Origin of the sequence: Streptomyces sp. SID8352, from assembly GCF_009862265.1 — a bacterium.
In the GTDB taxonomy this organism is placed as follows: domain Bacteria; phylum Actinomycetota; class Actinomycetes; order Streptomycetales; family Streptomycetaceae; genus Streptomyces.
Window position 1 is genome coordinate 19,439 of the sequence record NZ_WWGX01000096.1, and the last position, 23,710, is coordinate 43,148.

22 protein-coding genes are annotated in these 23,710 nt (G+C 75.5%); 8 read left to right on the plus strand and 14 right to left on the minus strand.

What is annotated here, in order from left to right; translation table 11 throughout:
* Positions 1 to 524: 524 nt before the first annotated feature.
* The 7 genes from GTY84_RS29045 (at position 525) to fabI (ending at position 10,716) form a co-directional block, all read left to right on the plus strand.
* Entirely contained in the window at positions 525 to 1,451 is a 927-nt protein-coding gene (locus tag GTY84_RS29045; protein ID WP_161229384.1) for a pyridoxamine 5'-phosphate oxidase family protein, read from the plus strand.
* A gap of 314 nt (positions 1,452 to 1,765) precedes the next feature.
* A complete protein-coding gene (locus tag GTY84_RS29050) occupies positions 1,766 to 3,067 on the plus strand; it encodes a M6 family metalloprotease domain-containing protein (protein WP_345943553.1) in 1,302 nt (433 codons plus the stop codon).
* Between the two features lie 777 nt (positions 3,068 to 3,844).
* Positions 3,845 to 5,464 carry a helix-turn-helix domain-containing protein gene (locus tag GTY84_RS29055; RefSeq protein WP_161229385.1) on the plus strand — a complete coding sequence of 540 codons (1,620 nt, stop codon included), beginning with the start codon at positions 3,845 to 3,847 and terminating at the stop codon, positions 5,462 to 5,464.
* Between the two features lie 758 nt (positions 5,465 to 6,222).
* Positions 6,223 to 8,457 (plus strand): molybdopterin dinucleotide binding domain-containing protein, encoded by a 2,235-nt coding sequence (locus GTY84_RS29060; RefSeq protein ID WP_161229386.1) that lies wholly within the window; start codon positions 6,223 to 6,225, stop codon positions 8,455 to 8,457.
* 149 nt (positions 8,458 to 8,606) lie between these two features.
* On the plus strand, positions 8,607 to 9,140 hold the full coding sequence (locus GTY84_RS29065; RefSeq protein ID WP_161229387.1) for an SgcJ/EcaC family oxidoreductase: 534 nt from the start codon (positions 8,607 to 8,609) through the stop codon (positions 9,138 to 9,140).
* Between the two features lie 45 nt (positions 9,141 to 9,185).
* Complete coding sequence (locus GTY84_RS29070) at positions 9,186 to 9,890, plus strand: 3-oxoacyl-ACP reductase family protein (RefSeq protein WP_161229388.1); 705 nt, start codon at positions 9,186 to 9,188, stop codon at positions 9,888 to 9,890.
* Between the two features lie 4 nt (positions 9,891 to 9,894).
* A complete protein-coding gene (gene fabI / locus GTY84_RS29075) occupies positions 9,895 to 10,716 on the plus strand; it encodes an enoyl-ACP reductase FabI (RefSeq protein WP_161229389.1) in 822 nt (273 codons plus the stop codon).
* A gap of 123 nt (positions 10,717 to 10,839) precedes the next feature.
* Here fabI and GTY84_RS29080 read toward each other — a convergent pair whose 3' ends face one another.
* The 13 genes from GTY84_RS29080 to GTY84_RS29140 all read right to left on the minus strand — a co-directional run bounded on the left by GTY84_RS29080 (position 10,840) and on the right by GTY84_RS29140 (position 21,517).
* Complete coding sequence (locus GTY84_RS29080; RefSeq protein WP_161229390.1) at positions 10,840 to 11,634, minus strand: MBL fold metallo-hydrolase; 795 nt, start codon at positions 11,632 to 11,634, stop codon at positions 10,840 to 10,842.
* A complete protein-coding gene (locus tag GTY84_RS29085) occupies positions 11,631 to 12,365 on the minus strand; it encodes a 4'-phosphopantetheinyl transferase superfamily protein (RefSeq protein WP_161229391.1) in 735 nt (244 codons plus the stop codon). The genes GTY84_RS29080 and GTY84_RS29085 overlap by 4 nt, the downstream gene beginning before the upstream one ends.
* A gap of 20 nt (positions 12,366 to 12,385) precedes the next feature.
* Positions 12,386 to 13,255 (minus strand): aminoacyl--tRNA ligase-related protein, encoded by an 870-nt coding sequence (locus tag GTY84_RS29090; protein WP_161229392.1) that lies wholly within the window; start codon positions 13,253 to 13,255, stop codon positions 12,386 to 12,388.
* Complete coding sequence (locus tag GTY84_RS29095; RefSeq protein WP_202551957.1) at positions 13,230 to 13,502, minus strand: acyl carrier protein; 273 nt, start codon at positions 13,500 to 13,502, stop codon at positions 13,230 to 13,232. Before GTY84_RS29095 ends, GTY84_RS29090 begins: the two co-directional genes overlap by 26 nt.
* Positions 13,499 to 14,383, minus strand: coding sequence for a diiron oxygenase (locus tag GTY84_RS29100; protein ID WP_161229393.1), 885 nt, complete (start codon positions 14,381 to 14,383; stop codon positions 13,499 to 13,501). Before GTY84_RS29100 ends, GTY84_RS29095 begins: the two co-directional genes overlap by 4 nt.
* Positions 14,384 to 14,394: 11 nt before the next feature.
* On the minus strand, positions 14,395 to 15,489 hold the full coding sequence (locus tag GTY84_RS29105; RefSeq protein WP_161229394.1) for a hypothetical protein: 1,095 nt from the start codon (positions 15,487 to 15,489) through the stop codon (positions 14,395 to 14,397).
* Positions 15,486 to 17,111, minus strand: coding sequence for an AMP-binding protein (locus GTY84_RS29110; RefSeq protein ID WP_161229395.1), 1,626 nt, complete (start codon positions 17,109 to 17,111; stop codon positions 15,486 to 15,488). Before GTY84_RS29110 ends, GTY84_RS29105 begins: the two co-directional genes overlap by 4 nt.
* A complete protein-coding gene (locus GTY84_RS34790) occupies positions 17,108 to 18,007 on the minus strand; it encodes a hypothetical protein (protein WP_202551958.1) in 900 nt (299 codons plus the stop codon). The genes GTY84_RS29110 and GTY84_RS34790 overlap by 4 nt, the downstream gene beginning before the upstream one ends.
* Positions 18,008 to 18,050: 43 nt before the next feature.
* Positions 18,051 to 19,301 (minus strand): beta-ketoacyl-[acyl-carrier-protein] synthase family protein, encoded by a 1,251-nt coding sequence (locus tag GTY84_RS29120; protein WP_161229396.1) that lies wholly within the window; start codon positions 19,299 to 19,301, stop codon positions 18,051 to 18,053.
* Positions 19,298 to 19,870: a beta-ketoacyl synthase N-terminal-like domain-containing protein gene (locus GTY84_RS29125; protein WP_202551959.1), complete on the minus strand. Its 573-nt coding sequence runs from the start codon at positions 19,868 to 19,870 to the stop codon at positions 19,298 to 19,300. The genes GTY84_RS29120 and GTY84_RS29125 overlap by 4 nt, the downstream gene beginning before the upstream one ends.
* Complete coding sequence (locus GTY84_RS29130) at positions 19,867 to 21,003, minus strand: beta-ketoacyl synthase N-terminal-like domain-containing protein (RefSeq protein WP_161229397.1); 1,137 nt, start codon at positions 21,001 to 21,003, stop codon at positions 19,867 to 19,869. The genes GTY84_RS29125 and GTY84_RS29130 overlap by 4 nt, the downstream gene beginning before the upstream one ends.
* Complete coding sequence (locus tag GTY84_RS29135; RefSeq protein ID WP_161229398.1) at positions 21,000 to 21,260, minus strand: acyl carrier protein; 261 nt, start codon at positions 21,258 to 21,260, stop codon at positions 21,000 to 21,002. The genes GTY84_RS29130 and GTY84_RS29135 overlap by 4 nt, the downstream gene beginning before the upstream one ends.
* Complete coding sequence (locus tag GTY84_RS29140) at positions 21,257 to 21,517, minus strand: acyl carrier protein (protein ID WP_161229399.1); 261 nt, start codon at positions 21,515 to 21,517, stop codon at positions 21,257 to 21,259. Before GTY84_RS29140 ends, GTY84_RS29135 begins: the two co-directional genes overlap by 4 nt.
* 81 nt (positions 21,518 to 21,598) lie before the next feature.
* Here GTY84_RS29140 and GTY84_RS34285 point away from each other — a divergent pair, with 81 nt between their 5' ends.
* Positions 21,599 to 22,234 (plus strand): 4'-phosphopantetheinyl transferase superfamily protein, encoded by a 636-nt coding sequence (locus GTY84_RS34285; protein WP_345943554.1) that lies wholly within the window; start codon positions 21,599 to 21,601, stop codon positions 22,232 to 22,234.
* A 23-nt stretch (positions 22,235 to 22,257) separates the two neighbouring features.
* On the opposite strand, the gene GTY84_RS29150 is transcribed toward GTY84_RS34285, so the two are convergent.
* A complete protein-coding gene (locus tag GTY84_RS29150; protein ID WP_202551960.1) occupies positions 22,258 to 23,706 on the minus strand; it encodes a long-chain fatty acid--CoA ligase in 1,449 nt (482 codons plus the stop codon).
* Positions 23,707 to 23,710: the final 4 nt, after the last annotated feature.

A 23,710-nucleotide genomic window follows, 5' to 3' on the forward strand; every position in this document is an offset into this window, starting at 1 on the left:
TCGGACACGTTCCGCTGCCCCCGCACCGGCCCCTGGCTGCGCGGACGTGCTCCCCGGCCATGGTCGCGACCCGTTCCGATCGGGCCATGGACAGGACGCAACTCGTTCATGGGCCGTGCGCGATTCGTCAATCGGGAGGACGGCGCGCTCCCCCGGCGCCTCGACCGCCGCCCGGCCCCCGGCCTGCCCGGCGCGCGACGGGACCGAGTGGCCGCCGGGTGGCCGACACCCGTCGGTGGCCCGCGGGGGCCGCGAAGGACCGCCGGACCGGGCGGGAGGGCGCGGGGAGGCCGGGCCGGATGCCGGGGCGGGGGTCCGCCCGGAGGGAGCGTCGGGCAAGTGAACCACCCCCGTTCACAAGCGAGTTGACATTCCATCAGGCACCGTGGGGATGGCGGCCCGGGCATGGGTAGCACAGCCGGCACGAGCGGTGGGAGCACGCACGGCGTGGACACCGCGCACCACACGGACATCCACCGGGGCCGGCGCGTCCCGGTGGCACGGCGGGACACGAGGAGACGGGTATGACGAGCGCGCCGCACCACGAGGGCGAGCAGGCCGTGCAGCGGCGGGCGGGCGAGGGCCACCCGGGCTGGGGCACGCCGATGTTCCGCGATGTGATCGAGCCGCCGTTCGCGCACTTCCTGGCGCGGCAGCACCTGCTCTTCCTGGGCGGTGCCGACGCCGGGGGCGCCGTCTGGGCGTCCGTCGTCGCCGGGGACGCCGGTTTCATCGCCCCCGTCGACCGGCACCGGCTGCTGGTCGGCGCACTGCCCGCGCCGGGCGATCCGCTGGGGGACGCCCTCGGCACCGCGCGGGACATCGGCATGGTCGCCGTCGACCCGCACACCGCCCGCCGGATCAGGCTGAACGGGGCGGCCCGGCGGGACGGCGACGTGCTGCTGTTCCGCGCCGGTCAGGTGCTGGGCAACTGCCCCAAGTACATCCAGCGCCGGATCCTCCTGGAGCCCGGGGGCACTCCGCCCCCGGCCCCGGAGCCCGCCGTGACCGGGGACGTGCTTTCACCGGAGCAGCGGCGCCTGATCGGCGCGGCGGACACCTTCTTCATCGCCAGCCACTCCCCGGACCACGGCGCCGACGCCTCGCACCGGGGCGGCGCCCCGGGGTTCGTGACCGCCGGGGAGCGCCGGCTGTCCTGGCCGGACTACGTCGGCAACTCCTTCTACATGACCCTGGGCAACCTCCATCTCAACCCGGCCTGCGGGCTGCTCTTCCTGGACTGGGATCGGGGCCACACCCTCCAGCTCACCGGCAGGGCGAGCGTCGACTGGGACCGGCGGCGCGCGGAGGAGCTGCCGGGGGCCCTGAAGTTCGTCGACTTCGACATCGAGCGCGTGGTCGAGATCCGCCACGCGGTCCCCCAGCGGTGGGCCCTCGCCGCCACCTCCCCCTTCAACCCGCCGCTCCCCCAGGGGCGCTCCCTCGCCTGACGGCGGCGCGGGGCCCGCCTGCGCGGGACGCCCCCGCCGGCCGGGGGCCACGGCCCCTTGCCCGCCCCCGGTCGCGCCCCTCGGACCGCGCGGCGCCGCCCGCCCCAAACCGCGCGGCGCCGCCCGGTCCGGGCGGCCCGGCGCCACCCGGGCCCTTCACCCGTCCGGCGGCTACCGGTGAGAAACCCACGATCGGTCTCCCCAGCGCGCGCCCGCGCCCGCCCCGGCACAGGGTGGGCCCAAGGGCGGCCGGCGACGGGCGGCTGCCGGGGTCCCGGGAGGTGCCAGTGTCACCGCAGCCGCAGGTGCCCCCGGTGCCGCAGCCCCCGGTGGCGCCGTCGGCCCGCCGCATACGCCGCCGCCGGCGGGTCTCGCTGGCCGCGGTGGGCGTCCTCACCCTCGCGGTCAGCACCTCGGCGGGCACCGGCGGACTCGTGCCGGGCGCCACCACGTCGGCGGGGCCCGGCCCGGCGGTCCTCCCCCGGGTCTCCGGGCAGGCCCCCTGCGCGATCACCGGCGGCCCCGAGATCCAGATGTCGGAGGGCGTCCCCACCTCCTCCGGCTACGCCCGCTCCACGGGCACGGTCCGCGCCCTCACCCTGATGATCGACTTCTCCGACGCGCCCGGCGAGGGCAAGGCCCTCGACCGCTACGCCGAGTTCTTCCCGCAGACCCAGGAGTGGTTCCGCACCAGTTCCTACGGCCGGCTGGACTACCGCCCCGAGGCCCCCGTCCACGACTGGCTGCGCATGCCGAAGCCGTTCGCCGAGTACGGCATAGAGCGCGGGGCGCCCTTCGAGCCCGGGTACCGCAAGCTGGTCCAGGACCTGGTGGCGGCGGCCGACGAGAAGGTGGACTTCGGCGCGTACGACCTGCTGAACGTGCTGGTCACCCCGAACGCGGGCCCGTCCGCCCTGGACACGGTCCTGTCGGTGACCTTCGCGGGCAACGCCGAGGCGCCGGTGGCCGACGGGGTGCCCGTGACCAACGCGTCCTTCGTCTACTCCCGCCAGGACGACGGCTCCGGCTCCTACGACCGCACCGGCTACCGGGTGCTCCCGCACGAGAACGGCCATGTCTTCGGGCTCCCCGACCTCTACACCCAGGACGGCGGTGGCGCGGTCGGCCACTGGGACATCATGAGCGAGGACTGGGGCGCCGACAACGACCTGCTCGGCTGGCACAAGTGGAAGCTGGGCTGGCTGGACGCCTCCCAGGTGCACTGCGCGTCGGCGCCGGGGACGACCGAGTACACGCTGACGCCGCTGGCCCGCAAGGACGGCGGCGACAAGCTGGTGGTCGTCCCGCTGGACGGACGCAGCGGCTACGCGGTGGAGCTGCGCACCCGCGAGGGCAACGACGAGGTGGTGTGCCGTCCGGGCGTCCTGATCTACCGGATCGACGCGGGCGTGGACACCGGGATGGGCCCGGTGAGGGTCTTCGACTCCCGCCGGGACAGCGGGGGGTGCACCCGCAGCCCCAACGTCCACGCCGAGCTGTCGGACGCCGCGTTCACCCCCGGCGAGACGTTCCGGGACCCGCGCCGGGGCATCACCATCGCCGTCGCCTCCGCCGACCTGAAGGGCGACCACCGGATACGGATCACCCGGCGGTGACGGGGGCCGCGTGCGGGAGCGTGCCCCCGCGTGCGGGTGGTGCGGGACCGCCGGAAACCGCGCCGATCCCGGGGTGCCGGGGTGCCGGGGATCCGGGGATCCGGGGATCCGGGGATCCGGGGATCCGGGGATCCGGGGATCCGGGGATCCGGGGATCCGGTGCCGGGCACGCGGTCAGAGTACGGGCGCCCAGGGCGGGCGCCGAGCGCACGGGCACACCGCCCACGTTGCCGCGGAGGACCGGGCCACCGGCCCCGGCACCACTCGCGGACACCGGGTACGGCGGTCACCACGGCGGGCGGTCCCCGTACGCGGTCGGGGTACGGGCGCCACGGCACGCGCCGGGCGCACGGGCCGGGCACGGGCACCCCGACGCGCAGCCGTAGGCACGGCCCCGGCACCGTTCACGGACACCGGGAGCACCGGCCCCCACGGCGGCCGGTCCCACCCGTACCGGCCCCACCCTGAGGGAGGCCCCGACCACCGGCGCACCGCCCCGGGCCACCGGCGCCGAACACCGCCGCGGGTACGCGCGCCGCGTCACCGCCCCGTGCACGGGCCGGGCAGGGGCGTGCCGAACGCGCCGTCGTGGGGCCGGACGATCGGGCCCCGGCACCGCTCGCGGACGCCGGGTACGGCGGTCACCCACGGCGGACGGTCCCACCCGTGGCGGAAGGGCCCGGCCCCGGCGCCCCGCTCCCGGCCGCCGGGCCGGAGCACCCTCCGGACGCCGTCGCATTACGGTAGGGCTGCCGCGCCCGCCGTACCGGAGAACCGATGCCCACCCTTCCCGCACACCCCACCGACGACGTCGTCCCCGCCGCGGACGGACCGGCGGGGACGCCGCCGGAGGCGGACGCGCCGGCCGAGGCCGTGGCACCCCTGCTGCGCGGCATCGCCGTGCTGCGACGGCTGACCGACGCCGACGGGGGCACCCTCGGCCTCAGCGCGCTGGAGCGGGCCACCGGGCTGGCCCGCTCCACGGTCGACCGCGTCGCCGCGACGCTGGCGCACATGGAGTACGTCCGCCTGGACGGCCGGGAGGTCACCCTGGCGCCGGGGCTGATGGAACTGGGCAACGCCTACCTCGCCTCGCTGCGCCTCCCCGCCCTGCTGGGCGCCCGCGCGGACCGGCTGGCGGACGCGCTCGACGAGTCGGTCTCGCTGGCGGTCGCGGACCGTGACGGCGTGCGCTTCATCCATCAGGCCACCCGCCGCCGGGCGATGTCCCTGAGCTTCCGCATCGGCGATCTGCTCCCCGCCGAACGCACCGCCCCCGGGCCCCTGTTCGCGGCCGAGTGGGACGAGGACACCTGGCTCCGCTGGCGCCTGCGCCGCTCCGGGGACCCGCGCGACCTCGGCTTCCCCGCCGTACCGCCGCGCGAACACCCCACCGGCGACGCCGACTTCGAGGAACGGGCGGCGACGGCCGCGGCCCGCGGGTACGCGCTCGACGACCAGTTGATCGAAGCCGGCCTGGTCGCGGTCTCGGTGCCGGTGCGGGACCCGGGGACCGGCCGGGTGGCGTGCGTGGCCAGCGTGGTGAGCCACACCAGCCGGCACACCGCCGGGGACCTGCGCCGGACCCTCCTCCCCCGGCTGCGCACGGCGGTCGCGGCCATGGAGGACGAGCTGCGCACCGCACCGCCCGCGGCCCCCGGCCCCGCCCCGGCGGGGCTGGCCGCCTGGACGGGGGCGTCCAAGCAGGAACTCGGCCGGGGGTTCGTGGAGTCCCTGGCACGCGGTCTGACCGTGCTCACGGCCTTCGACGAGGCGCGGCCCGCGCTCACCCTCGCCGAGGCGGCGAAGGCGACCGGGCTGCCCCGGGCGACGGTCCGGCGGGCCCTGATCACCCATGTCCACGCGGGCCTGGTGGCCCGGAGCGGCCGGGCCTTCGTCCTCACCCCGCGCGTGCTCTCCCTGGGTTTCCCGCCGCTCTCCCGCAGCTCACTGCCCGGGATCGCGCACCCGCACCTGGCGGCGCTGGCCGAGCGGGTCCGCGAGCCGGTGGCGCTGGCGGTGCTCGCGGACTCCGGCGGTGAGATCCAGTACACGGCACGGGCGGGCACGCCCCGCGTGATGAGCGCCCACGTCACCCTCGGCAGCCGCTTCCCGGCAGCCGCGACCGCCGCCGGACTGGTGCTGCTGCCGGGGCCGGACGCCGCCGGGCACGCCCTGGTGGACGGTGAACTGGAGCCCGGCCTGCGCACCCTGGCCGCCCCGGTGCGGGACCGCGCCGGACGGCCCGTGGCCGCGGTGTCCGTGACCGCGCACGCCGCCCGCCGCACCCCAAAGGAGTGCCTGACGGACATCCTCCCGGAGCTGCTGCGCACGGCGGAGCGCGTCGGGGCGGAGCTGCGGGTGGCGGCCCGGTTCACCGAGGTGCCGCTCGTCTGACGGGACGGGACCGGCCGACAGTCCGTGGCTGCCGGCGGGACCGGCTCCCGGGGCGCGGTCCGGGGTCGTGATCCGGGGTCGTGGTGCAGGGTGGCGACCCCCTCGGCCACGCGGAGGTGCCCGGGGCGCCCCGGGCGGCCACCGTTCGGCCCCGGGGCCGGTGACCCCGCGAGCCCGGCATGATCCAAACGAGAGACCCCAGGTCCCGTCGTCGGCCGGCATCCCGGCGGTGCCCTCCCCGCCGACCCGCGCCGCGCGCGACGCGTCCGGGGAGCGTGCCGGGTCCGTCGGCCCCGGTCGGCCGCAGCCCCGTGCGGTCGGCGGTGACCCGCCGGTCGAGCGGGGCGGCCACCGGGCCGGGGCGGAAGGCGAAGATCCCCGGGGACGACGACCGGGGACGCCGGGGGCGGTCGCGGAAGGATCGCCGGACACCCGCTCTCCCCCTCCGGGGCGGACCGGCGGGGGGGGGAGGGTTATCGGACATCCGCACCCCGTCACGGGCCGCCCGGCGGCGACCGGTTCCGGCCGCCGGAACGCCCCGGCCGGGCCCGCGCCCGGATGCGTCCCGTCGCCCGCGGCGGTCGCGGACGGGTCGGGCGCGCCCTTCGCGGCGGCGCCCGCGGGATGCGGCGGACGGGCCGGGCGGTGGGCCCGTCCGCCCGGAGGACCGGGGCCGTTCCGTGCCCGAAACCAGGGCGGCACGTTCACTCTTCCGGTTAAACTGCACGCGCAGTCGATCAATGGGTTCGGGGGCTGGGATGGATCGGACGGCACTGCGCGTGTGCCCGTTATGCGAGGCGACGTGCGGCCTCAGCATCACCTTGTCGGGCGAGACCGTTACCCGTGTCCGGGGCAACCCCGACGACGTTTTCAGCCAGGGCTACCTCTGTCCGAAGGGTGCCTCCCTCGGCCGGTTCGACGACGATCCCGACCGGCTCACCGCACCTCTGGTACGCCGCCCCGACGGCGGCTTCGACGAGGTCGGGTGGGCGGAGGCCTTCGCCGCCGTCGACCGGGGGTTACGCGCGGCGGCGGAGCGGCACGGCAAGGACGCGGTGGCCCTGTACATGGGCAACCCCGTCATCCACACCCTGGCCCTCCCCCTGTACATGCTGGTGCTGCGGGAGCGGCTCGGCACCCGCAACATCTACTCGTCGACGACGCTCGACACCATGCCCAAGAGCACGGCCTGCGGCTGGATGTACGGCGACCCGCTCGCCTTCCCGCTGCCGGACATCGACCGCACCGACCACCTGCTGGTCCTGGGCGCCAACCCGGCCGAGTCCAACGGCAGCCTCTGGACCGTCGCCAACCTCCCGGGGCGGCTCAAGGCCCTCCGGGCCCGGGGCGGACGCCTCGTCGTCGTCGACCCCCGCCGCACCCGCACCGCGGACCTCGCGGACCAGCACATAGCCGTCCGGCCCGGCACCGACCCCCTGCTGCTGCTCGGCATCCTGCACACCCTGCTCGGCGAGGGGCTGGCCACCGACCCCGGGGAGGGCTTCGCGGGATTCGGCGAACTGGCCGACCTCGTCAAGGAGTTCGGGCCCGACGACATCGCCCCCGCCTGCGGGGTCCCGGCGGACACCGTGCGCGGGCTCGCCCGGGACCTGGCCGCGGCGCCGACCGCCGCCGTCTACGGGCGACTGGGCACCAGCACCACCGAGTTCGGCACCCTCACGAGCTGGCTGGTGGACGTCGTCAACATCGTCACCGGCAACTTCGACCGCCCCGGCGGGGTGCTCTTCGGGGAGGCCCCGCACGCGGCCCGCCGCCCCGCCGAGCCGTTCCGCACCGGGCGCTGGCACAGCAGGGTCCGCGAACTCCCCGAGGTCAACGGCGAGTTGCCGACCGCCACCCTCGCCGACGAGATCGCCACCCCGGGCCCGGGGCAGGTGCGGGCGCTGCTGTGCGTCGCGGGCAACCTGGTGCTCGCGACCCCCCAGGGCGAGCGGCTGGACGAGGTCCTGCCCGGACTCGACTTCATGGTCTGCGTGGACCCCTACCTCAACGAGACCACCCGGCACGCCTCGGTGATCCTCCCGCCCCCGTCGCCGCTCCAGTCGCCGCACTACGACGTCGTCCTGGCCGGCCGCTCGGTGCGGCGCAACGCCCGCTTCTCCCCGCCCGCGCGGGCCCTGGAGCCCGGGCGCCCCGCCGAGGCGGAGATCCTCGCCCGGCTGGTGCTCATCGCCTCCGGCAAGGGCCCCGGCGGGGACTGGGAACGGGTGGACGAGCAGCTCACCGACCTGATGCTGCGGGCCGCCCGGGGCCGCCCCGGCTCCCCGCTCGCCCGCCGCGAGGCCGCCGACCTGAAGGCCGCGCTGACCGGCGCGGACGCGCTGGAGCGGCGGCTCGACCTGATGCTGCGCCTCGGCCCCGTCGGCGACCTGTTCGGGGTGCGCCCCGGCGGGCTGAACCTGGCCCGGCTCAAGGAGGCGCCGAACGGCGTGGACATCGGCCCGCTGCGGCCCCGCCGCCGCGAGGTGGTGATGACCGCCTCCGGGCTGGTCGAGCTGTGCCCGCCCGCCATCACCGCGGACCTGCCGCGGCTCGCCGCCCGGATGCGCGACCTGGACGACGGCCGGCTCGTGCTGATCTCCCGCCGCCAGCTCAAGTCCGTCAACAGCTGGTCCCACAACATCGCCTCGCTCTCCGGCGGGTCCAACCGCTGCACCCTGGAGCTGAGCGAGGAGGACGCCCGGCGGCTCGGCGTCACCGCCGGCGACCCGGTGCGGGTCCGCTCCCGCACCGGCGAGGTCGTGGTCCCGGCGGAGCCGACCGACCGGCTGCGGCCGGGCGTGGTGAGCATGCCCTACGGCTGGGGCCACGGCCGCGACCGCACCCGGCTCCCCCGGGCGGCGGCCGAACCGGGCGTGAGCATCAACGCGCTCACCGACGGCACCGTGGTCGACCCGCTGTCCGGGACCGCCGTATTCAACGGAGTTCCCGTACATGTCGAACCGGTATCGGCGAAACAAGCGGAAAAGTGAATTCCGAATACTGAACACTGTTTGTCCCCGGCCACCGCGGGCAAATTTTCAGCAAACCCCCACGGGCCCTGGCCGAATACTTTGCATTCTTTCCGGCTGCCCCTAGACTGCTCGCACAACAACTCGCCTGAACTACGGGGGGATTCCATATGAGACGTACGCGCAGCATCCTGCTCGCCGCCCTTTCCCTGGTGCTCGTCAGCGGCGCCGCGACCGTGGCCAACGCCACCGACTCGGACACCGAGGCCGCGGCCATCGCCAAGAAGAAGACGAAGTGCTCCCCCACCCAGCAGGCCATTCTGGATGTGCCGCACCGGCTCTTCGCCGCCTGGGACGCGGCCGACGCGAACACCTTCGCCGCCCAGTTCACCACCGACGGCCACATGATCCCGAGCAACGGCGCCTACCTCACCAGCAGGAGCCAGATCGCCACGTACTTCACCGGCGCCTTCGCCGGTCCGTACAACGGCACCCGCATGATCGGCAAGCCCAGCAGCGTGCGCTGCCTGACCGACGACATCGCCGTGATCGACGGCCTCGGCGGCATCCTCAGGCCGGGCGACACCTACACGGACCCCGAGGACGTGCCGATCGGCCAGCGCATCATCGTCTCCTGGACCGCCGTGCGGATCGACAACGTGTACTACATGAAGGAATTCCAGAGCACGAACGTGCAGAGCTGACCCGCCGGCCGGGGCCCTTAATCAACCAGTAATCGGAGGACCGATTTGCCGCGCACAGTTCTGGTCACCGGAGGAAACAGGGGAATCGGTCTCGCCATTGCCGAGGAATTCCTCGACCGCGGCGACCGGGTCGCCGTGACCTATCGCAGCACCCCTCCGACGGGAAAGGCACTCGCCGTTCCCTGTGATGTCGCCGACCCGGCGCAGATCGACGCCGCGTTCAGCACCGTCGAGCAGGAACTCGGCCCCGTGGAGATTCTGGTCTCCAATGCCGGGATCACCGAGGACCGGCCCATGCTGCGCATGCGGGAGGAGCAGTTCTCCCGGGTCCTCGACACCAATCTCACCGGTGGCTGGCGCTGCGCCGGCCGGGCCCTGCCGAAGATGCTCCGGGGCCGGTGGGGACGGATCGTCTTCGTCTCCTCCGTCGCCGGACTGCGCGGCAACCCGGGCCAGGTCAACTACGCGGCCAGCAAGGCCGGCATGGTCGGCATGGCGCGCTCCCTGGCACGGGAGTGCGCCTCCGCCGGGATCACCGTGAACGTGGTGGCCCCCGGCTTCATCGACACCGACATGACCGCGGGGCTCCCCGAGAACCGCAGGTCCGCGCATCTGGCCGAGATACCCTCCGGGCGCCCCGGCGACGGCCGGGACGTGGCCGACGCGGTCGCCTGGCTCGCCGGGGAGCGCGCCGGATACGTGACCGGCGCGGTCATCCCCGTCGACGGCGGCCTGGGAATGGGGCACTGAACCGATGACCACCACCACACCCGGCACTCCCCCGGCGCCCGCCGCCGGGGAGCGGGCTCCCGGCGGCGGACTGCTCGCGGGCAAGCGCCTGGTGATCACCGGGGTGATCACCAATCGGTCCATCGCCTTCGCCGCGGCCCGGGTCGCCCAGGAGCAGGGCGCGCGGATCGTGCTCACCGGCTACGGCCGGATGTCCCTCGTCGAACTCGTCGCCCGGCGGCTTCCCGAGCCGCCGCCGGTCGTGGAGCTGGACGTCACCGACCCGGAGGCGCTCGCGGCGCTCCCCGGGGCCGTGGGCGAGCACCTCGACGGCGTCGACGGCGTGCTGCACTCCATCGCCTTCGCCCCACCGAGCTGCCTCGGCGGGTTCCTCACCGCGCCCTGGGAGGACGTCGCCACCGCGGTCCACACCTCCGCGTACTCCTACTCGGCGCTCGCCACGGCCCTGCTGCCGATGATGGGCCCCGGCGGCTCGGTCGTCGGCCTCACCTTCGACGCCTCGCAGGCCTGGCCGGCCTACGACTGGATGGGCGTGGCCAAGGCCGCGCTGGAGTCGGCCAACCGCTACCTCGCCCGGGAGCTGGGGCCGCACGGCGTCCGCTCCAACCTGGTGGCCGCGGGCCCGCTGCGCACCACCGCGGGCCGGGCCATCCCGGGGCTCGCGCGGACCCAGGACGACTGGGCCGCCCGCGCGCCGCTCGGCTGGAACGTCACCGACACCGAGGCCACCGCGCGCGCCTGCGCGGCCCTGCTGTCCGACTGGTTCCCGTCGACCACCGGCGAGATCGTCCACGTCGACGGCGGCTACCACGCGATGGGGGCCTGAACACCGAAGCCGGTTCCCGCCGCCGCACACCCGCGGTGGCGGGACCGTTCCCGCGCGCCGGACGGCCGGTGCCCCCGACCCGTCGCACCGGGTCGGGGGCACCGGCCGTCCGGCGTCCGCGGGTCAGACCGCCAGCCGGGCGCCCTCGTCCCCGACCACCAGGCGGCGGATCGAACCGGCCTTGGTGAACGACTCGGCGACCGCGTCCGCGCCCTCCGTGAAGTGGGCCCAGCCCTCGGTGTGCACGGCGAGGACCCGGCGCGCGCCCAGCAGCTCCGCGGCCTCGGCGCCCTGCTCGGCGGTCATCGACAGCAGCGTCGGCCCGAAGGGGGCGAGCTGGGCGGCACCGACGTGCAGCACGGCCAGGTCGATGCCGTCGTGGTCGACGCGCTGGGCCAGCTCGCGCACGGGGTCCAGGGAGACGTTGTCCCCGCTGACGTACACGGTCGGCAGGCCCTCGCCGCTGAGGAAGAACCCGGTGACGGCGCCCAGCATCTGCTCGGTGCCCGCCGGGCCGTGCTGCGCGGGGACGGCGGTCACCACGACCTGGCCGCCGCCCGGACGCTCCAGGACGTGCTCGGCCCAGGGGGCCAGGCCGGTGCCGCCGACGCGCTCCGCGGACTGCTCGGTGGTGAGCACCAGCGGGACCGTCTTCAGGAACGCGCGGCCCGCGCCGTCGAGGTTGTCCGGGTGCTGGTCGTGCGAGAGCAGCACGGCCGCGACCGGGCCCAGCTCGTCCGGGGTCAGCGCCGGGGCCTCCAGCTTGCGCAGCTCCACCGGGCCCATGCTGTAGGACGAGTCGGCGGCGTCGAAGGTGGGGTCGGTGACGAAGCGCAGCCCGCCCAGGTCGATGACCACGGTGGGGCCGCCCACCACGGTGACGGACAGCTGCTGCTCTTCGGCGTTCCCGTTGGTCATGGGAGCTCCTTCGGTGTGAGGGGTTTGGGTGGGGGTGGGAGGGAGGACCGGACGGTCCTCCCCGGGATCAGGGCCACCAGGGAGCCGATGAACCCCCGCGGCAGCCGCAGGGGGCACCGGCCGTGGCCGGGACGGGTGTCCGGGACGAGATGGGTGTCCGGGACGCCGGAGAGACCGCGAAGGCCGGTGCCGAGCGCCTTCGCCCAGGCCTCGCGGCGGGTCCAGATGTCCAGCCAGGCCCGCTGCCGGTCCGGGCCGGAGTGCGAGTCCAGCCAGGCGCGTTCGGCGGCGGAGAAGTAGCGGCGGGCCAGCGCGCCGTCCCGGGCCACCGGGCGGACGCGCTCGATGTCCACGCCGATCCGGGTGCCCGGCGGCAGGCCGGTGCCGAGGGCGACGGCCACCACGCCGCCGCTGTGCGTGATGCTCACGTCCGTGTCCGGGGCGTCCGGCACCAGGGGCCGTCCGCCGCCGTCGGTGTCCAGGGGCACCTCGGCGGGCGGGCAGCCGCGGGCCCGCCCGAGGGCGCCGCGCAGCACGGAGCGGGCGAGGACGAACTCGGTCCGCGCCAGCGGATCGGCCATCGCCCCGTAGCGGCGGCGTTCGGCCGCCGCGAGCGCGGTGGAGGCGAGGGCGTCCACCGCCGGGGCGGGCAGGCCGCGTCCGTCGGCCCACCACGCCTCGATGGTCCCGGTCCCGGCGGGGACCCGCTCCGCCAGAGCGGGATGCGCCACCGGGACCGGTCCGACCCGGGTCACCGACCGCCGACCGCCTCTACCCGGTCGGCCAGTTCGTCCTCGGAGAGTCCGAACCGGGCGGTGAGGGCGCTGATCCAGCGCTCCAGGCCGAAGGCCACGCAGCCGGTGAAGGCCGGTTCGCCCCCGCCGGTGCTGATGTCGCAGCGCTCCCCGAAGAAGTTGCGGTGGAAGTTGAGCGATCCGATGGCCAGCGACCCGTCGAAGACGAACTCCTCCTTCACCGGGAAGAGCTGGGCCATCAGGGCACGTCCCGCGCTCGCGTCGAAGAACGGGTCGGAGGCCGCCTGGATCTCGACCGGCAGGTCGAGTGCGGCCAGGTGCTCCGAGACCTTCTTGCGGAAGAGCCGGAGGTGCTCCAGGACGTCGTCCCGGGTGCCGACGCAGACGATCTCCCGCATGGTGAAGCCCAGCAGCCGCCGCAGCCCGTCGTAGTGGCTCTCGCGGCGGAAGCAGGTCGCCACCGTGGTCACCTTGTGCGGGCCGTCGGAGAGGTCCCGGCCGGCCGCGTCCAGGTAGACGTTGTAGCAGGCGGCGGACGGCAGCGCGTACCCCGCCTCGGTCAGGTGAGAGGCCGGGACCGTGTCCGGCCGCGGCTCGCCCGTGGCGTACGCGGGCGCGGCCTCCTCCGTCAGGGCCGCGCCGAGGATCGCCAGATGCGGGAAGTTCTGGAAGTAGTCCAGCCGGTGCAGGTCCTCGACGCGCATCAGGGGCGGGTACTGGACGGCCGTGGCGCCGACCTCCGCCGCCCAGCCGGTGAACACGCCGTCGAGGGCCGCGCGCAGCCGCAGCGCGCCGGGACCCAGCGTGGCGAGGCCGCCCCGGGTCGAGGCCGCGCCCGCGTCAGTCCCGGGACTCGTCGGGCTCATGGAAGAACCTCCTTCGGATGGCGTTGATAGTACGGAAGTCGGAGGGCTTGACGTTCTCCATCAGGATTTCCTGTCCCGTCTGTTCCTCAAGCACATAAAGGAAGTTGACGAATCCCAGGGAGTCCAGGATGCGGTTCTCGACGAGGTCGAGGTCCGGGTCGATGGAGGTCAGGTCGGGGCGCTTGGTCAGCAGGTAGCGGACGACGGCGTCGACCCCGTCCGCGGCCCTCTCGTCGGTGGCGCTCATGAGGCGGGCAGGACGTCGTCGGTGAAGATGCCCTCGCTCACCAGGAAGTTCATGGAGCGCTTGAGCATCCTGGTCTCCAGGTCGTGGAAGGCCGGGTCGGCCAGCACCTCGTTGCGCACCTGGTAGGGGTTCTCTATGCCGGCGTCGCGGAAGGCCGCCGGGTTGACCAGGCCGTCCACGGACTTGCGCAGGTACCGCTTGAGGTACAGCTCCAGCCCGGCCAGTTCCTCGGCGCTCAGCTTCTCGCGGAGCTGCTTGTGGAGGTGGGAGACGATCTGCCGGCCGAAGGCGACGTGCCGGGACTCGTCCTGGTGGTGGATGGCGTTGATCTGGCGGATGGTGGGGTGCAGCCGCTCGTCGTCGCCCATCCGCTTGTTGAAGAAGTCGACGATCTCCTCGAAGAGGAGGAGGCGCGCGAAGACGAGGAAGTGCGCCGACTCGCCCTCGGAGCTCATCTCCAGCTGGACACCCTTGTCCGGGTAGACCTTTCCGCCGTACTTCAGGCAGAAGGTGGCGAAGAACCACATGTGCTCGTTCTCTTCGCCGATCATGTGGTGGAAGTACTCGGAGGAGACGGCGAAGTCCTTGGTGTGGATGCGCGCGATGATCTCGGTGATCAGCTCGCGGATGCCGTCCACGTTCAGGCTGTAGAAGTTGACGCTCTCCCACTTGCTGATCGCCCAGAGCTGCTCCTCCGTGAACGACTCCGCCACCTTGGTGCCGTGGACGGACATCAGCTCGGGGGACATCCAGTACTCGTTCTCGGGCAGCGAGTCGGGCCACTGGAACAGCTTGTAGGGGTCGTAGTAGTCGCGCTCGGACATCGCCACCAGGCGGTCGAGAATGGTCTGCAGCTGTTCGTCGGCCTGCAACACGGCCATGGATCGTCCTCTCAGTCGTTGTCGGAGCCGCGGGCGGCTCCGTCGGTCTCGTGCGGGGCGGGCTGCTCTGCCGAGAGCTGGATGTCCGTCTGGTGGCGCGGGTGGGCGAACCGGCCGTCGCGCCGGTACCCGTTGACCGGCTCGTCGGCGTGGTGCTCCGTGGGCATCAGGCGGTTGAGCAGGGAGCCGGTGAAGGCGTCCGCGGCGGCCGGGTGGGCGGCCTCGGCGTGGTGCGCGGCGAGGATCACGAAGGCGGGGTCGACGGTCTTGACGACGCCGTCCTCGTCCACGACCTCCAGCCACGAGTGGGCCAGGTCGAGCATGCCCATGATCCAGCCGCGCCGGGTGCGGGCCTCGAATCCGGCGGCCCGGCAGCGCTCGGCCAGTTCGAGGCAGACCGCGATGCAGGGGGCGTACCCCTGGGCGAGGACCTCGCCGCCGCGCCACTGGAACTCCTCGGGCATGCGCCCCCAGCGGTACCGGTCGGGGCCGAACGAGGTGACGATCTCGCGCAGCCGGGGCGAGCGGATCTCGCGGCGCTCGCCCGAGGTGACCAGGACGCCCGAGGCGGTCAGCCCGGTGGTGCCGCCGACGGTGATGTCCTTGTCCCCGAGGACGGCCGCCTCGGGGCCGATGGTGAGCGACTCGGTCCAGCCGCCGTGCAGTTCGGGCCGGGGCGTGGCCAGGTTCCACGCCATGCCCGCGGGGTCCGCGCCGTCGTCGGCGGCGGGCGGCGAGAGCACCACGGAGTAGTCCCAGCGGCGGGGCCGGAACAGGGTGGCCGGGTCGGCGTGCATCCAGCGCAGGGCGTAGGCCATGGTCTTCTCGGGGACGGACTCGCCGGAGCCCGAGTAGAGCGCGAGATTGACCAGGTCGTACCGCTCGAAGCGCTCGTCGCCCTTCTCTCCGCCGTGCGGCAGCCCCTCGGCGAGCAGTTCGTCGAGGATCTCCGGCCCGCACTGCAGCAGTTCCAGGGCGACGGCCCTGGGGATGCTCTCGTCGCGCAGGTCCTCGGGGATCAGCAGCAGGTTGCGCAGGGAGGCCAGCCAGCCCTCCCTGCCCTGGGGCTCCCGGGGACGGATCCAGGGTTCGGCGTGCGTGTTCATCCTTCGCTCCTGTGGGAGGGGCCGCTCTCGGGGGACGCGCCGCCGGCGGGGGTGAACATCCCGCGCAGCGCCGCCTTGTCGGGCTTGCCGTACGAGGCGGTGGGGATGTCCGCCACGAACTCGATCCGGGCCGGCACGTGGCCGGGGCCGAGGCCGTCCCGCACGAGGCCGCGCAGTTCACCGGCGAGCGCCGCCGGGTCCTCGGGACCGGCGGCGCAGACGGCGAGGAGGGCCTCTCCGGTGCGCGCGTCGGGCACGCCGACGACGGCGGCCTGGCGGACGGCCGGGTGGGTGCTCAGGACGTCCTCGACGGCCCTGGGGTGGCAGTTGGTGCCGTCCACGATGACGAGGTCGCTCTCGCGGCCGGTGAGGTGGAGGTAGCCCTCCTCGTCGAGGCGGCCCAGGTCGCCGGTGCGCAGCCAGCCCTCGCGCAGGACCCGCGCGGTCTGCTCGGGCCGCTGCCAGTAGCCGGCCATGACGGTGGGGCCGGACACCTCGACGGCGCCCTCCTCGCCGGGCCCGCGCGGGGCGCCGTCCGGTCCGGTGATCCGCACCGTGGCGCCGGGCACGGGGCGGCCGACGGAGGTGAACAGCTCCGGGCGGGCGGCGGCGGCCCGCGCGTGGTCCTCGGGGCCCATTCCGGTGATGGCGATGGCCTCGGTCAGCGCGTAGCTCTGCCGCAGTCTCGGTCCCAGGACCCGGACGGCCTCGGCGAGCCGGTGCGGTGCCATGGGGGAGCTGCCGTAGCTGACGGCGGCGAGGCCGCGCAGGTCGGTGGCGGACAGCCCGGGGTGGTCGAGGAGCCGGTAGAGGTAGGGCGGGTAGAGGTAGGTGGTGACCAGCCGCCCTTCGGCGGCGGCCGCGCCGACGCGGCCCAGCAGGGTGCCGGCGTCGAAGGCGTCGAACAGCTCGGTGGGCACGCCGTGGCGCAGCAGCCCGAAGGCGAGGGCCCCCGCGGCGTGGGCCATCGGGGTCATGGCGACGAAGCGCAGTCCCGGCGGCGGGGGCGGGCCCGCCCAGGCCCCGGCGGCGGCGGTCAGCGCGTGGAAGGTGTAGGCGACGCCCTTGGGCAGTCCGGTGGTGCCCCCGGTGTACATCACCCGGGCGATGTCGTCCTCCCGGGCGGCGACCGGGACGGGGGTGTCCGGCTGCGCGGCGGCGGCCGCCAGCAGGTCGGTGACGTCCGGGTCCGGGCCGGGGCCGAGGGAGAAGAGCCGCTTCACCCCGGCCTCGCGGGCGGCCAGGGCCGTCCGGTGGGCCGGCTGGGCGGGTCCGGCGTCGGCGAGGACGACGGCGGCGGGCGCCGCGTCGTCGAGGATGTGCCGGACGGTCCGGTCGCCGCCGCCGGCGTGGACGGGGGTGTAGCGCAGGCCGAGGATGTGCGCGGCCAGGCCGACGGCGGTCATCTCCAGCGGGTTGGCCGCGAGGAGGACCAGTCCGTCGCCCCGTTCCAGCCCGTCGTCGCACAGGACGCGGGTGATGCGGTGGGCGAGGGAGAGCAGTTCCCGGAAGGTCGTGCTGCGCTCGCCGTGGATCAGTGCGGTGCGGTCGCCCCAGTGCCCGAACTGCTCCAGGGCGCTGGTGACATACGCGGCGGGCGCGCCGCTGCCGTGCTCCGTCATGCGCCCTCCTCTTCCGGTGCGGTGGTGACGGGTGCGGTGGTGGCCGTGGCGGCCGGTGTCCCGGGGGCGGCGGGCGCCCCGGGGGCGGGTGCGGGGGCGGCGGCGGGGGCCGGGGCGGTCCCGGTCCCGGTCCCGGCCGCCGGAGCGGTGGCGGTCCCGGTCCCGGCCGCCGGGGCGATGGCGCCCCCGGTCCCGGCCCCCGGAGCGGGGGACGCGGGCGCGGGGTTGGCGGGCGCCGTTCCGGCCGGGGTGGTGGGCGGCGCCGGGGTGGCCGGGGCCGGAGTGGCGGGCGCCGGGGTGGCCGAGGGGGTGGCCGGTGCGGCCGAGGGGGTGACGCGGGACCGGAACCGGCACTCGGACGCGCCGGTGCGCAGGCACGACACCCGGTCCTCGCCGACCCGGGTCCGCAGCCCCTCGAACCAGCCCTGCCGCATCTGCGGGCAGGGGCAGTCGTAGCCCTCCAGGGTGCCCGCGCCGGCCAGCATCTCCAGGGCGAAGTTGCGGGTGACCGAGGTCTCCCAGGTGTCCTCGCCGGTGACCTCGGTGGCCGCCTCGACGCTGTCGCCGGTCATCAGCCGGGAGATGCCGTGCAGGGCGGTGGCCAGCTCCTCGGCGGACAGGCCGGGCCGCAGCCCCCGTTCCCGGGCGTAGGCGGCCGCGACCCGGCGGGCGACGAACCGGATGGCCTCGGCGTTGACCTCGTTCGCCGCGTCCTGGCCGAAGCGCTTGGCGACGCCCTGGTACCAGCGGGCGTCGTGCAGCCACCAGAACCGGCGGAGCAGGTCGTCGGAGGGGGTGCCGGCGGGGGCCCGGGGGGAAGGGGTTCCGGGGGAAGGGGTGCCGACGGGGGCGCCGGAGCCTCCCGGTCCGGGGGGCGGGGGTGGGGAGCTGGTCAACGTGTCGTTCCTTCTGCTGCGCGGGCGGGGTCGGGGCGGGNCCTCAGTCCGGCGCCCCCGCCGCACCGAGGACGAGGCTGACGTTGTGTCCGCCGAAGGCGAAGGAATTGGAGACGGCGGCCCGGACGGCGGCCTCCCGGGGGGCGCCGCGGACGTGGTCCAGGGCGCACTCCGGGTCCGGGTCGTCGAGGTTCGCGGTCGCCGGGAGCCGTCCCTCGCGCAGGGCGAGCAGGGTCGCGACGGCCTCGACCGCCCCGGCCGCGCCGAGCGGATGGCCGATGTGGCCCTTGATCGAGCTGACCGCGGGCCCGTCGTCGCCGAAGACGGAGCGGACGGCCCGCGCCTCGGCCAGGTCGCCGGTCCTGGTGCCGGTGCCGTGCGCGTTGAGGTAGCCGATGTCGCCGGGCGCCAGGCCCGCGTCGGCCAGGGCCAGGCGCATCGCCGCCGCCGCTCCGGCACCGTCGGGCCGCGGGGCGGTCGGGTGGTGGGCGTCGCTGGTCGCGCCCCAGCCGAGCACCCGGCCGCAGGGGGTGGCGGAGCGGGCCCGGGCGTGGGCGGCGCGTTCCAGGACGAGGACTCCGGCGCCCTCGGCCAGGACGAAGCCGGACCGGTTCCGGTCGAAGGGCCGGCTGGCGGCCTCCGGGTCCCCGGTGCCGGCGCGGGCGAGCGCGCGGGCGTTGCCGAAGGCGGTGACGGCGGAGGGCGCCAGCGAGGCCTCGGTGCCGCCGCAGACCACCACGTCGGCGGAGCCCTCGCGGATCAGCCGCAGCCCCTCGGCCACCGACATCGCCCCGGCGGCGCAGGCGATGGCGATGGAGCTGCTGAGGCCGCGGATGCCGTGGCGGATGGCGATGCGGGCCGACGGCATGTTGGGCAGCATGCCGGGCAGCAGCGCCGGGCTGACCGCGATCCGGCCCCGGGCGCTCCGGGCGACGGCCTGCTCCTCGTAGGTGCTGAGGCCGCCCGCGCCGGAGGAGACGATCACCGCGACGCGCTCGGCGTCGACATTCTGCCCGACCGTCAGCTTGCTTGCCTCCAGGGCCTCTTCGGCGGCCAGGAGGGCCATCAGGATGAAGCGGTCGACGGAGCGGGCCTCGTTGCGCGGCAGGACGTCCAGGGGGTCGATGACCGGGGCGACACCGGCGACGTCGGCGCCGGTCGCGGCCCACTCCTCGCCCTCCAGCCGACGCAGCCCGGAGCGGCCGGCGGCCAGTCCGTCGCGGAAGGCGGGCACGCCGACGCCGAGGGGCGTGACCAGGCCCATGCCGGTGACCCAGACCTCTTCACGGCTCATGACGCGGCCTCCATCGGCTGTGCTGCGGGGCGGACGAGGAGCGCCTCGGCGCCGCCCGGTCCGCCGTCGGCCCCGACCTGCTCCACCAGCAGGACGAGCGCCTCGTCGGCGTCGCCCCCGGAGACCAGGAAGCGGGCGATGTCCAGGGCCTCGCCCAGCGGGTCGCCGGTGGCGCCGTCCGGGCTGAAGCAGATGACGGGGCCCGCCAGTCCCCAGCGCTTGGCGATGTGCCCGACGATCGCGTTGGGCACGGACTGGAAGAACAGCAGGGGCGCGGCGGGGCGGCCCGCGTCCACCGCGGCGGCGGTCGCGGTGTGGGTCTCCAGGTCGCCGCCCCGGCTGCCCAGGACGACGGCGGTGCGCCCGGCGCGCAGCCGCCGGGCCGCGTCCAGCTCCTCGCGGTCCCCGTAGGACGCCCGGAGGCAGCGGTCGGCGGCCTCGGCGGCCATGGGGCCGAAGTCGGAGACGACGAAGCCGGTGAGCGGCGGCGGCGGTCCGGTGTCGTCCGCGCCGGGCCAGGAGGCCCGGGCCAGGATCTCGGCGTCCCGCGGGTGCGGGCTGGGGGTCATGGCGCACTCACCACCCATGCGGTGTTGGCTCCGCCGAAGGCGGCGTTCAGGCTGAGGGCGTGCCGGGGCTCGGCCCGGCGGGGCTCGCCGACGACGAGGTCGAGGCGGCAGTCGTCGTCCGGGCCCCGGTATCCGGCGTTCACCGGGAGCGTCCCGTGGCGCAGCGCCAGCAGGGTGACGGCGAGTTCGAGCATCCCGGACGCCTCCAGCGCGTGTCCGTGGAGGGACTTGGTGGAGCTGACGGGGACGCGGTCGACGTCGTCGCCGAGGGCGCGGCGCAGCGCGGCGGTCTCGGCGGCGTCGTTGTGCGGGGTGCCGGTGCCGTGGGCGTTGACGTATCCGATGTCGGCGGGGGTGAGCCCGGCCTTGTCCAGGGCGGCCGTGATGGCGCGGGCCATGCCGCGGCCCCCGGGGTGGGGCTGGCACACGTGGTGGGCGTCGCCGGCCAGTCCCCAGCCGGCGAGGACGCCGAGCGGGCGGGCGCCGCGCGCGGCGGCGGTGGCCCGGGACTCCAGGACCACGGCTCCCACGCCGTCGCCCAGCAGCAGTCCGCGCCGTCCGGCGCTGAAGGAGCGCAGGGCGCCGTCCGGGGCGAGTGCCCGTCCGGCGGAGAACAGGGCGAAGTTGTCCTCGTCGACCAGGTAGCCGGCGGCCACGACGACCCGTTCCTCCAGGCCGCCGCGGACGCGCGCGGCGCCCTCCGCGAGGGCGGTCGCCGCCGCGACGCAGGCGTTGGTGTAGGTCCGGGCGGGGCCGCGCAGGCCCTGGGAGCGGGCCAGTTCGGCGGCCGTGTCGGAGATCGCCGTCCTGCCCTGCGCGGCCAGTGGGCGGCGGGCGACGGCGGGGTCGGCGTGCCGGCCGAGCAGCAGTGGCGCCCGGGACCGTTCCGGGGCGCCGAGCCCGGCCTGTGCGCAGGCGTGGTCGACGACGCGGGCGAGTTCCGCGTCGAGGTCGGCCGCGTCGGGCAGGGTGGCGGCGGCGTCGGTGCGGTACCGGTCGGCGGCGAAGCGGGTCACCGGGGCGAACGCGGCCCGGCCCGCGGCGAGTCCGGCCCAGAGGGCGTCCTCGCCGCGGCCGAAGGCACTGGTGACGCCGAGGCCGGTGACGACGACCTCCCGGTCCCCGGCGCTCATGACCCGCTCCCGCCCGGGGGGACGGCGGCGAGGGCGCGCTCCAGCACGTCCACGGCACCGGCCACGCTGTCCATCGCCTCCAGGGCGTCGTCGTCCAGGTCGAGCCGGACCCCGTAGCGCTCCTCCACCGCGTGCACCAGCCAGGCCAGTTGCAGGGAGTCGATGCGCTCGCCCACGTCCTCGGGGGCGCATTCGCCCTGCTGGGCCAGCAGGGCGATCACGTCCTCCCGGCCGGGGGCGACGAGGGGGCCGCTCATGCCGCGCCCGTCGCGGCCATGCGGCCCTCGACATCGGCGACGAAGCCTCCGACGGTCATGTCCTGCATGCCCTCGACGTCGTCGTCGGAGAACTTGACGCCGAACTCCTCCTCGACCTGCATGACCAGCTCGGCCGTGGTGAGCGACTCCAGCTCCATGCCGCCGTCGCCGATCGGGGTGGCGTCCGTCACCCCGGAGACGTCGATGTGCATGGCTTCCAGGGTGTTCACTACGAATTCGCGCACAGGGGCACTCATGACAGAACTCCTTGTTCGATGTTCGCCTATGTGTTCGGCACACGGCTGTCGCCGGCCACGGAAACGGGAGGGGGAACGACGGTGTCTCGGGTCGAGGTGTGGCTCACGGCCCCGGTCGGGGACCAACGGCCGCAGGCCCGCGCCCTGTTGAGGCGCGCCGTCGCGGAGGTGCTCGGGGTCAGCGCCGCCGCGGTGCTGGTCGGAAGGGAGCCCGGCGGGCGCCCCTGGGCGGCGGCACCCGGCGGGTCACGAGCCCGCCCCGCGCCGGCGGTCCACGTCAGCGTGAGCCACACCCGCGGGCTCACCGCGGTCGCGGTCAGCACGGGCGGCGAGGTCGGGGTGGACGTGGAGGCGGTGCGCGGACTGCCCGCGCTGGGGATCGCCCGCCGCTGGTTCAGCGACGGGGAGGTGCGCTGGATCGAGGAGCACGCCCCGGCCGCGCGGCCCCGCGCCCTGCTGTGGGTGTGGACGCACAAGGAGGCGCTGGGCAAGGTGACCGGCAACGGGCTGTCCCGCGGCGGGCTGCTGCGGCCGGTGCCGCTGCCCGCCTCCGGGGTGCCGGACCGGGGCGCGGAGCACCCCGTGCTGCGGGAGACCGCCCCGGGCGCCGGACTCACCAGCGCCGCCCCGGCGGTGCCCGCCGGTCATCTGCTCTGCGTCGCCGGGGGTTCGGGGACCGGGGGGCTGCCCGTGTCGGTGCGCCGCGTGGACGGCTGAGCCCCGGCGCGCCGCCGCCCGGCTCATGCCCGCTCCGGCGCGGCGCGCAGGGCCGCCGGGTCGCGCACCGGCTTGCCCGTGGTGGTCCGGGGCAGGGCGGTGACGGCGTGGATCCGGCGCGGCCGCTTGAAGCCGGCGACCCGCTCGGCCAGCAGCCCCTCCACGGCGGCGGCGGTGACACCGTCGTCCAGCACGGCGTACGCCTCGATGGCGCCGTCGTGCACGACCACGGCCTCGCGGACACCGGGCAGGCCGGACAGGGCCCACTCGACCTCGGTGAGGTCGACCTTGAGGCCGCCGACGGAGACCTGGGAGTCGAGCCGGCCGAGGATGGTGAGCAGCCCGGTGTCCGGGTCGATGCGGGCCGCGTCGCGGGTGCGGAGCCAGCCGTCGGACCAGCGGTCCGGGTCGCTGAGCCCGAGGTACGGGTTGGTGGCGCGGCGCACCAGGAGTTGGCCGTCGACGACCTTGACGCCGATGCCGGGGGCCGGCCAGCCGGCGGCCGGGCGGTGCTCGCCGGAGAGGTCGGTGGCGATGACGCCCATCTCCGTCATCCCGTACACCTCGCCGAGCGGCACGCCGTAGCGGGCGGCGAAGGTCTCGGCGACGCCGGGCCGGGCCAGTTCGCCCGCCGTGATCGCGCGGACCAGCTGGGGCAGCGGCGGCGGGGCGGAGACCGAGCCGAGGAGCTGGGCGTGGAAGGGCACGCCCATGATGACGGTGGGGGCGCTGCGGGCCGCCACGGCGTCAAGGATGCCGTCGGCGGTCGCCCGCTCGGGCAGCACGATCTCGATGCCCGCGTGCAGGCTGTGCAGCAGACCGGCCATCAGGCCCATCGCGTGGATCAGGGAGTTGAGGACGACGACGCGGTCGCCGGGGCCGGGCATGCCCTCGATGCAGGTGTAGCGGCGGACCTCCTCGGCCAGTTCGGCGGCCGTGCGCCCGATCACCTTGGAGGGGCCGGTCGAGCCGGAGCTGAGCTGGACGAGGGCGTGTCCGGTAGCGGCCGGGCGGCCGTCGGGATACGGATCGACGACGGCGTCGACCACGTGGTAACCGCGCAGGCTGCCCTGTCGTACGGGGCCCGCCGGGCGGACGACGAACTGCGGGGCGACCCGGCCGAGCGCCCTGCCGGTCTCATGGCCGGTCAGCCGGTGGTCGAGCAGGATCACCTGGGCGCCGAGGCGCCAGGCGGCGAGCATCCCGGTGATCAGGGGGAGCGAGGGGGGGAGCTGGAGCGCGACGGAGCCGCCGGGGCCGAGGCCGGCGCCGGCCAGGACCGCCCGGTGGGCGTCGACCTCGCGGCGGAGAGCGGCGCGGTCCAGGCTTTCGCCCAGGTGGACCGCGGGAGCGGAGTCGCCGGCGGTGGCGCCGAGAAGTAACTCGTCGACCCAGTTACCGCCGTCGGTATCCGGCCTGTCAGGATTCGGCTCGTTTGCCTCGACACCGAACTCTGCGAAATCGCTGATCACGAAA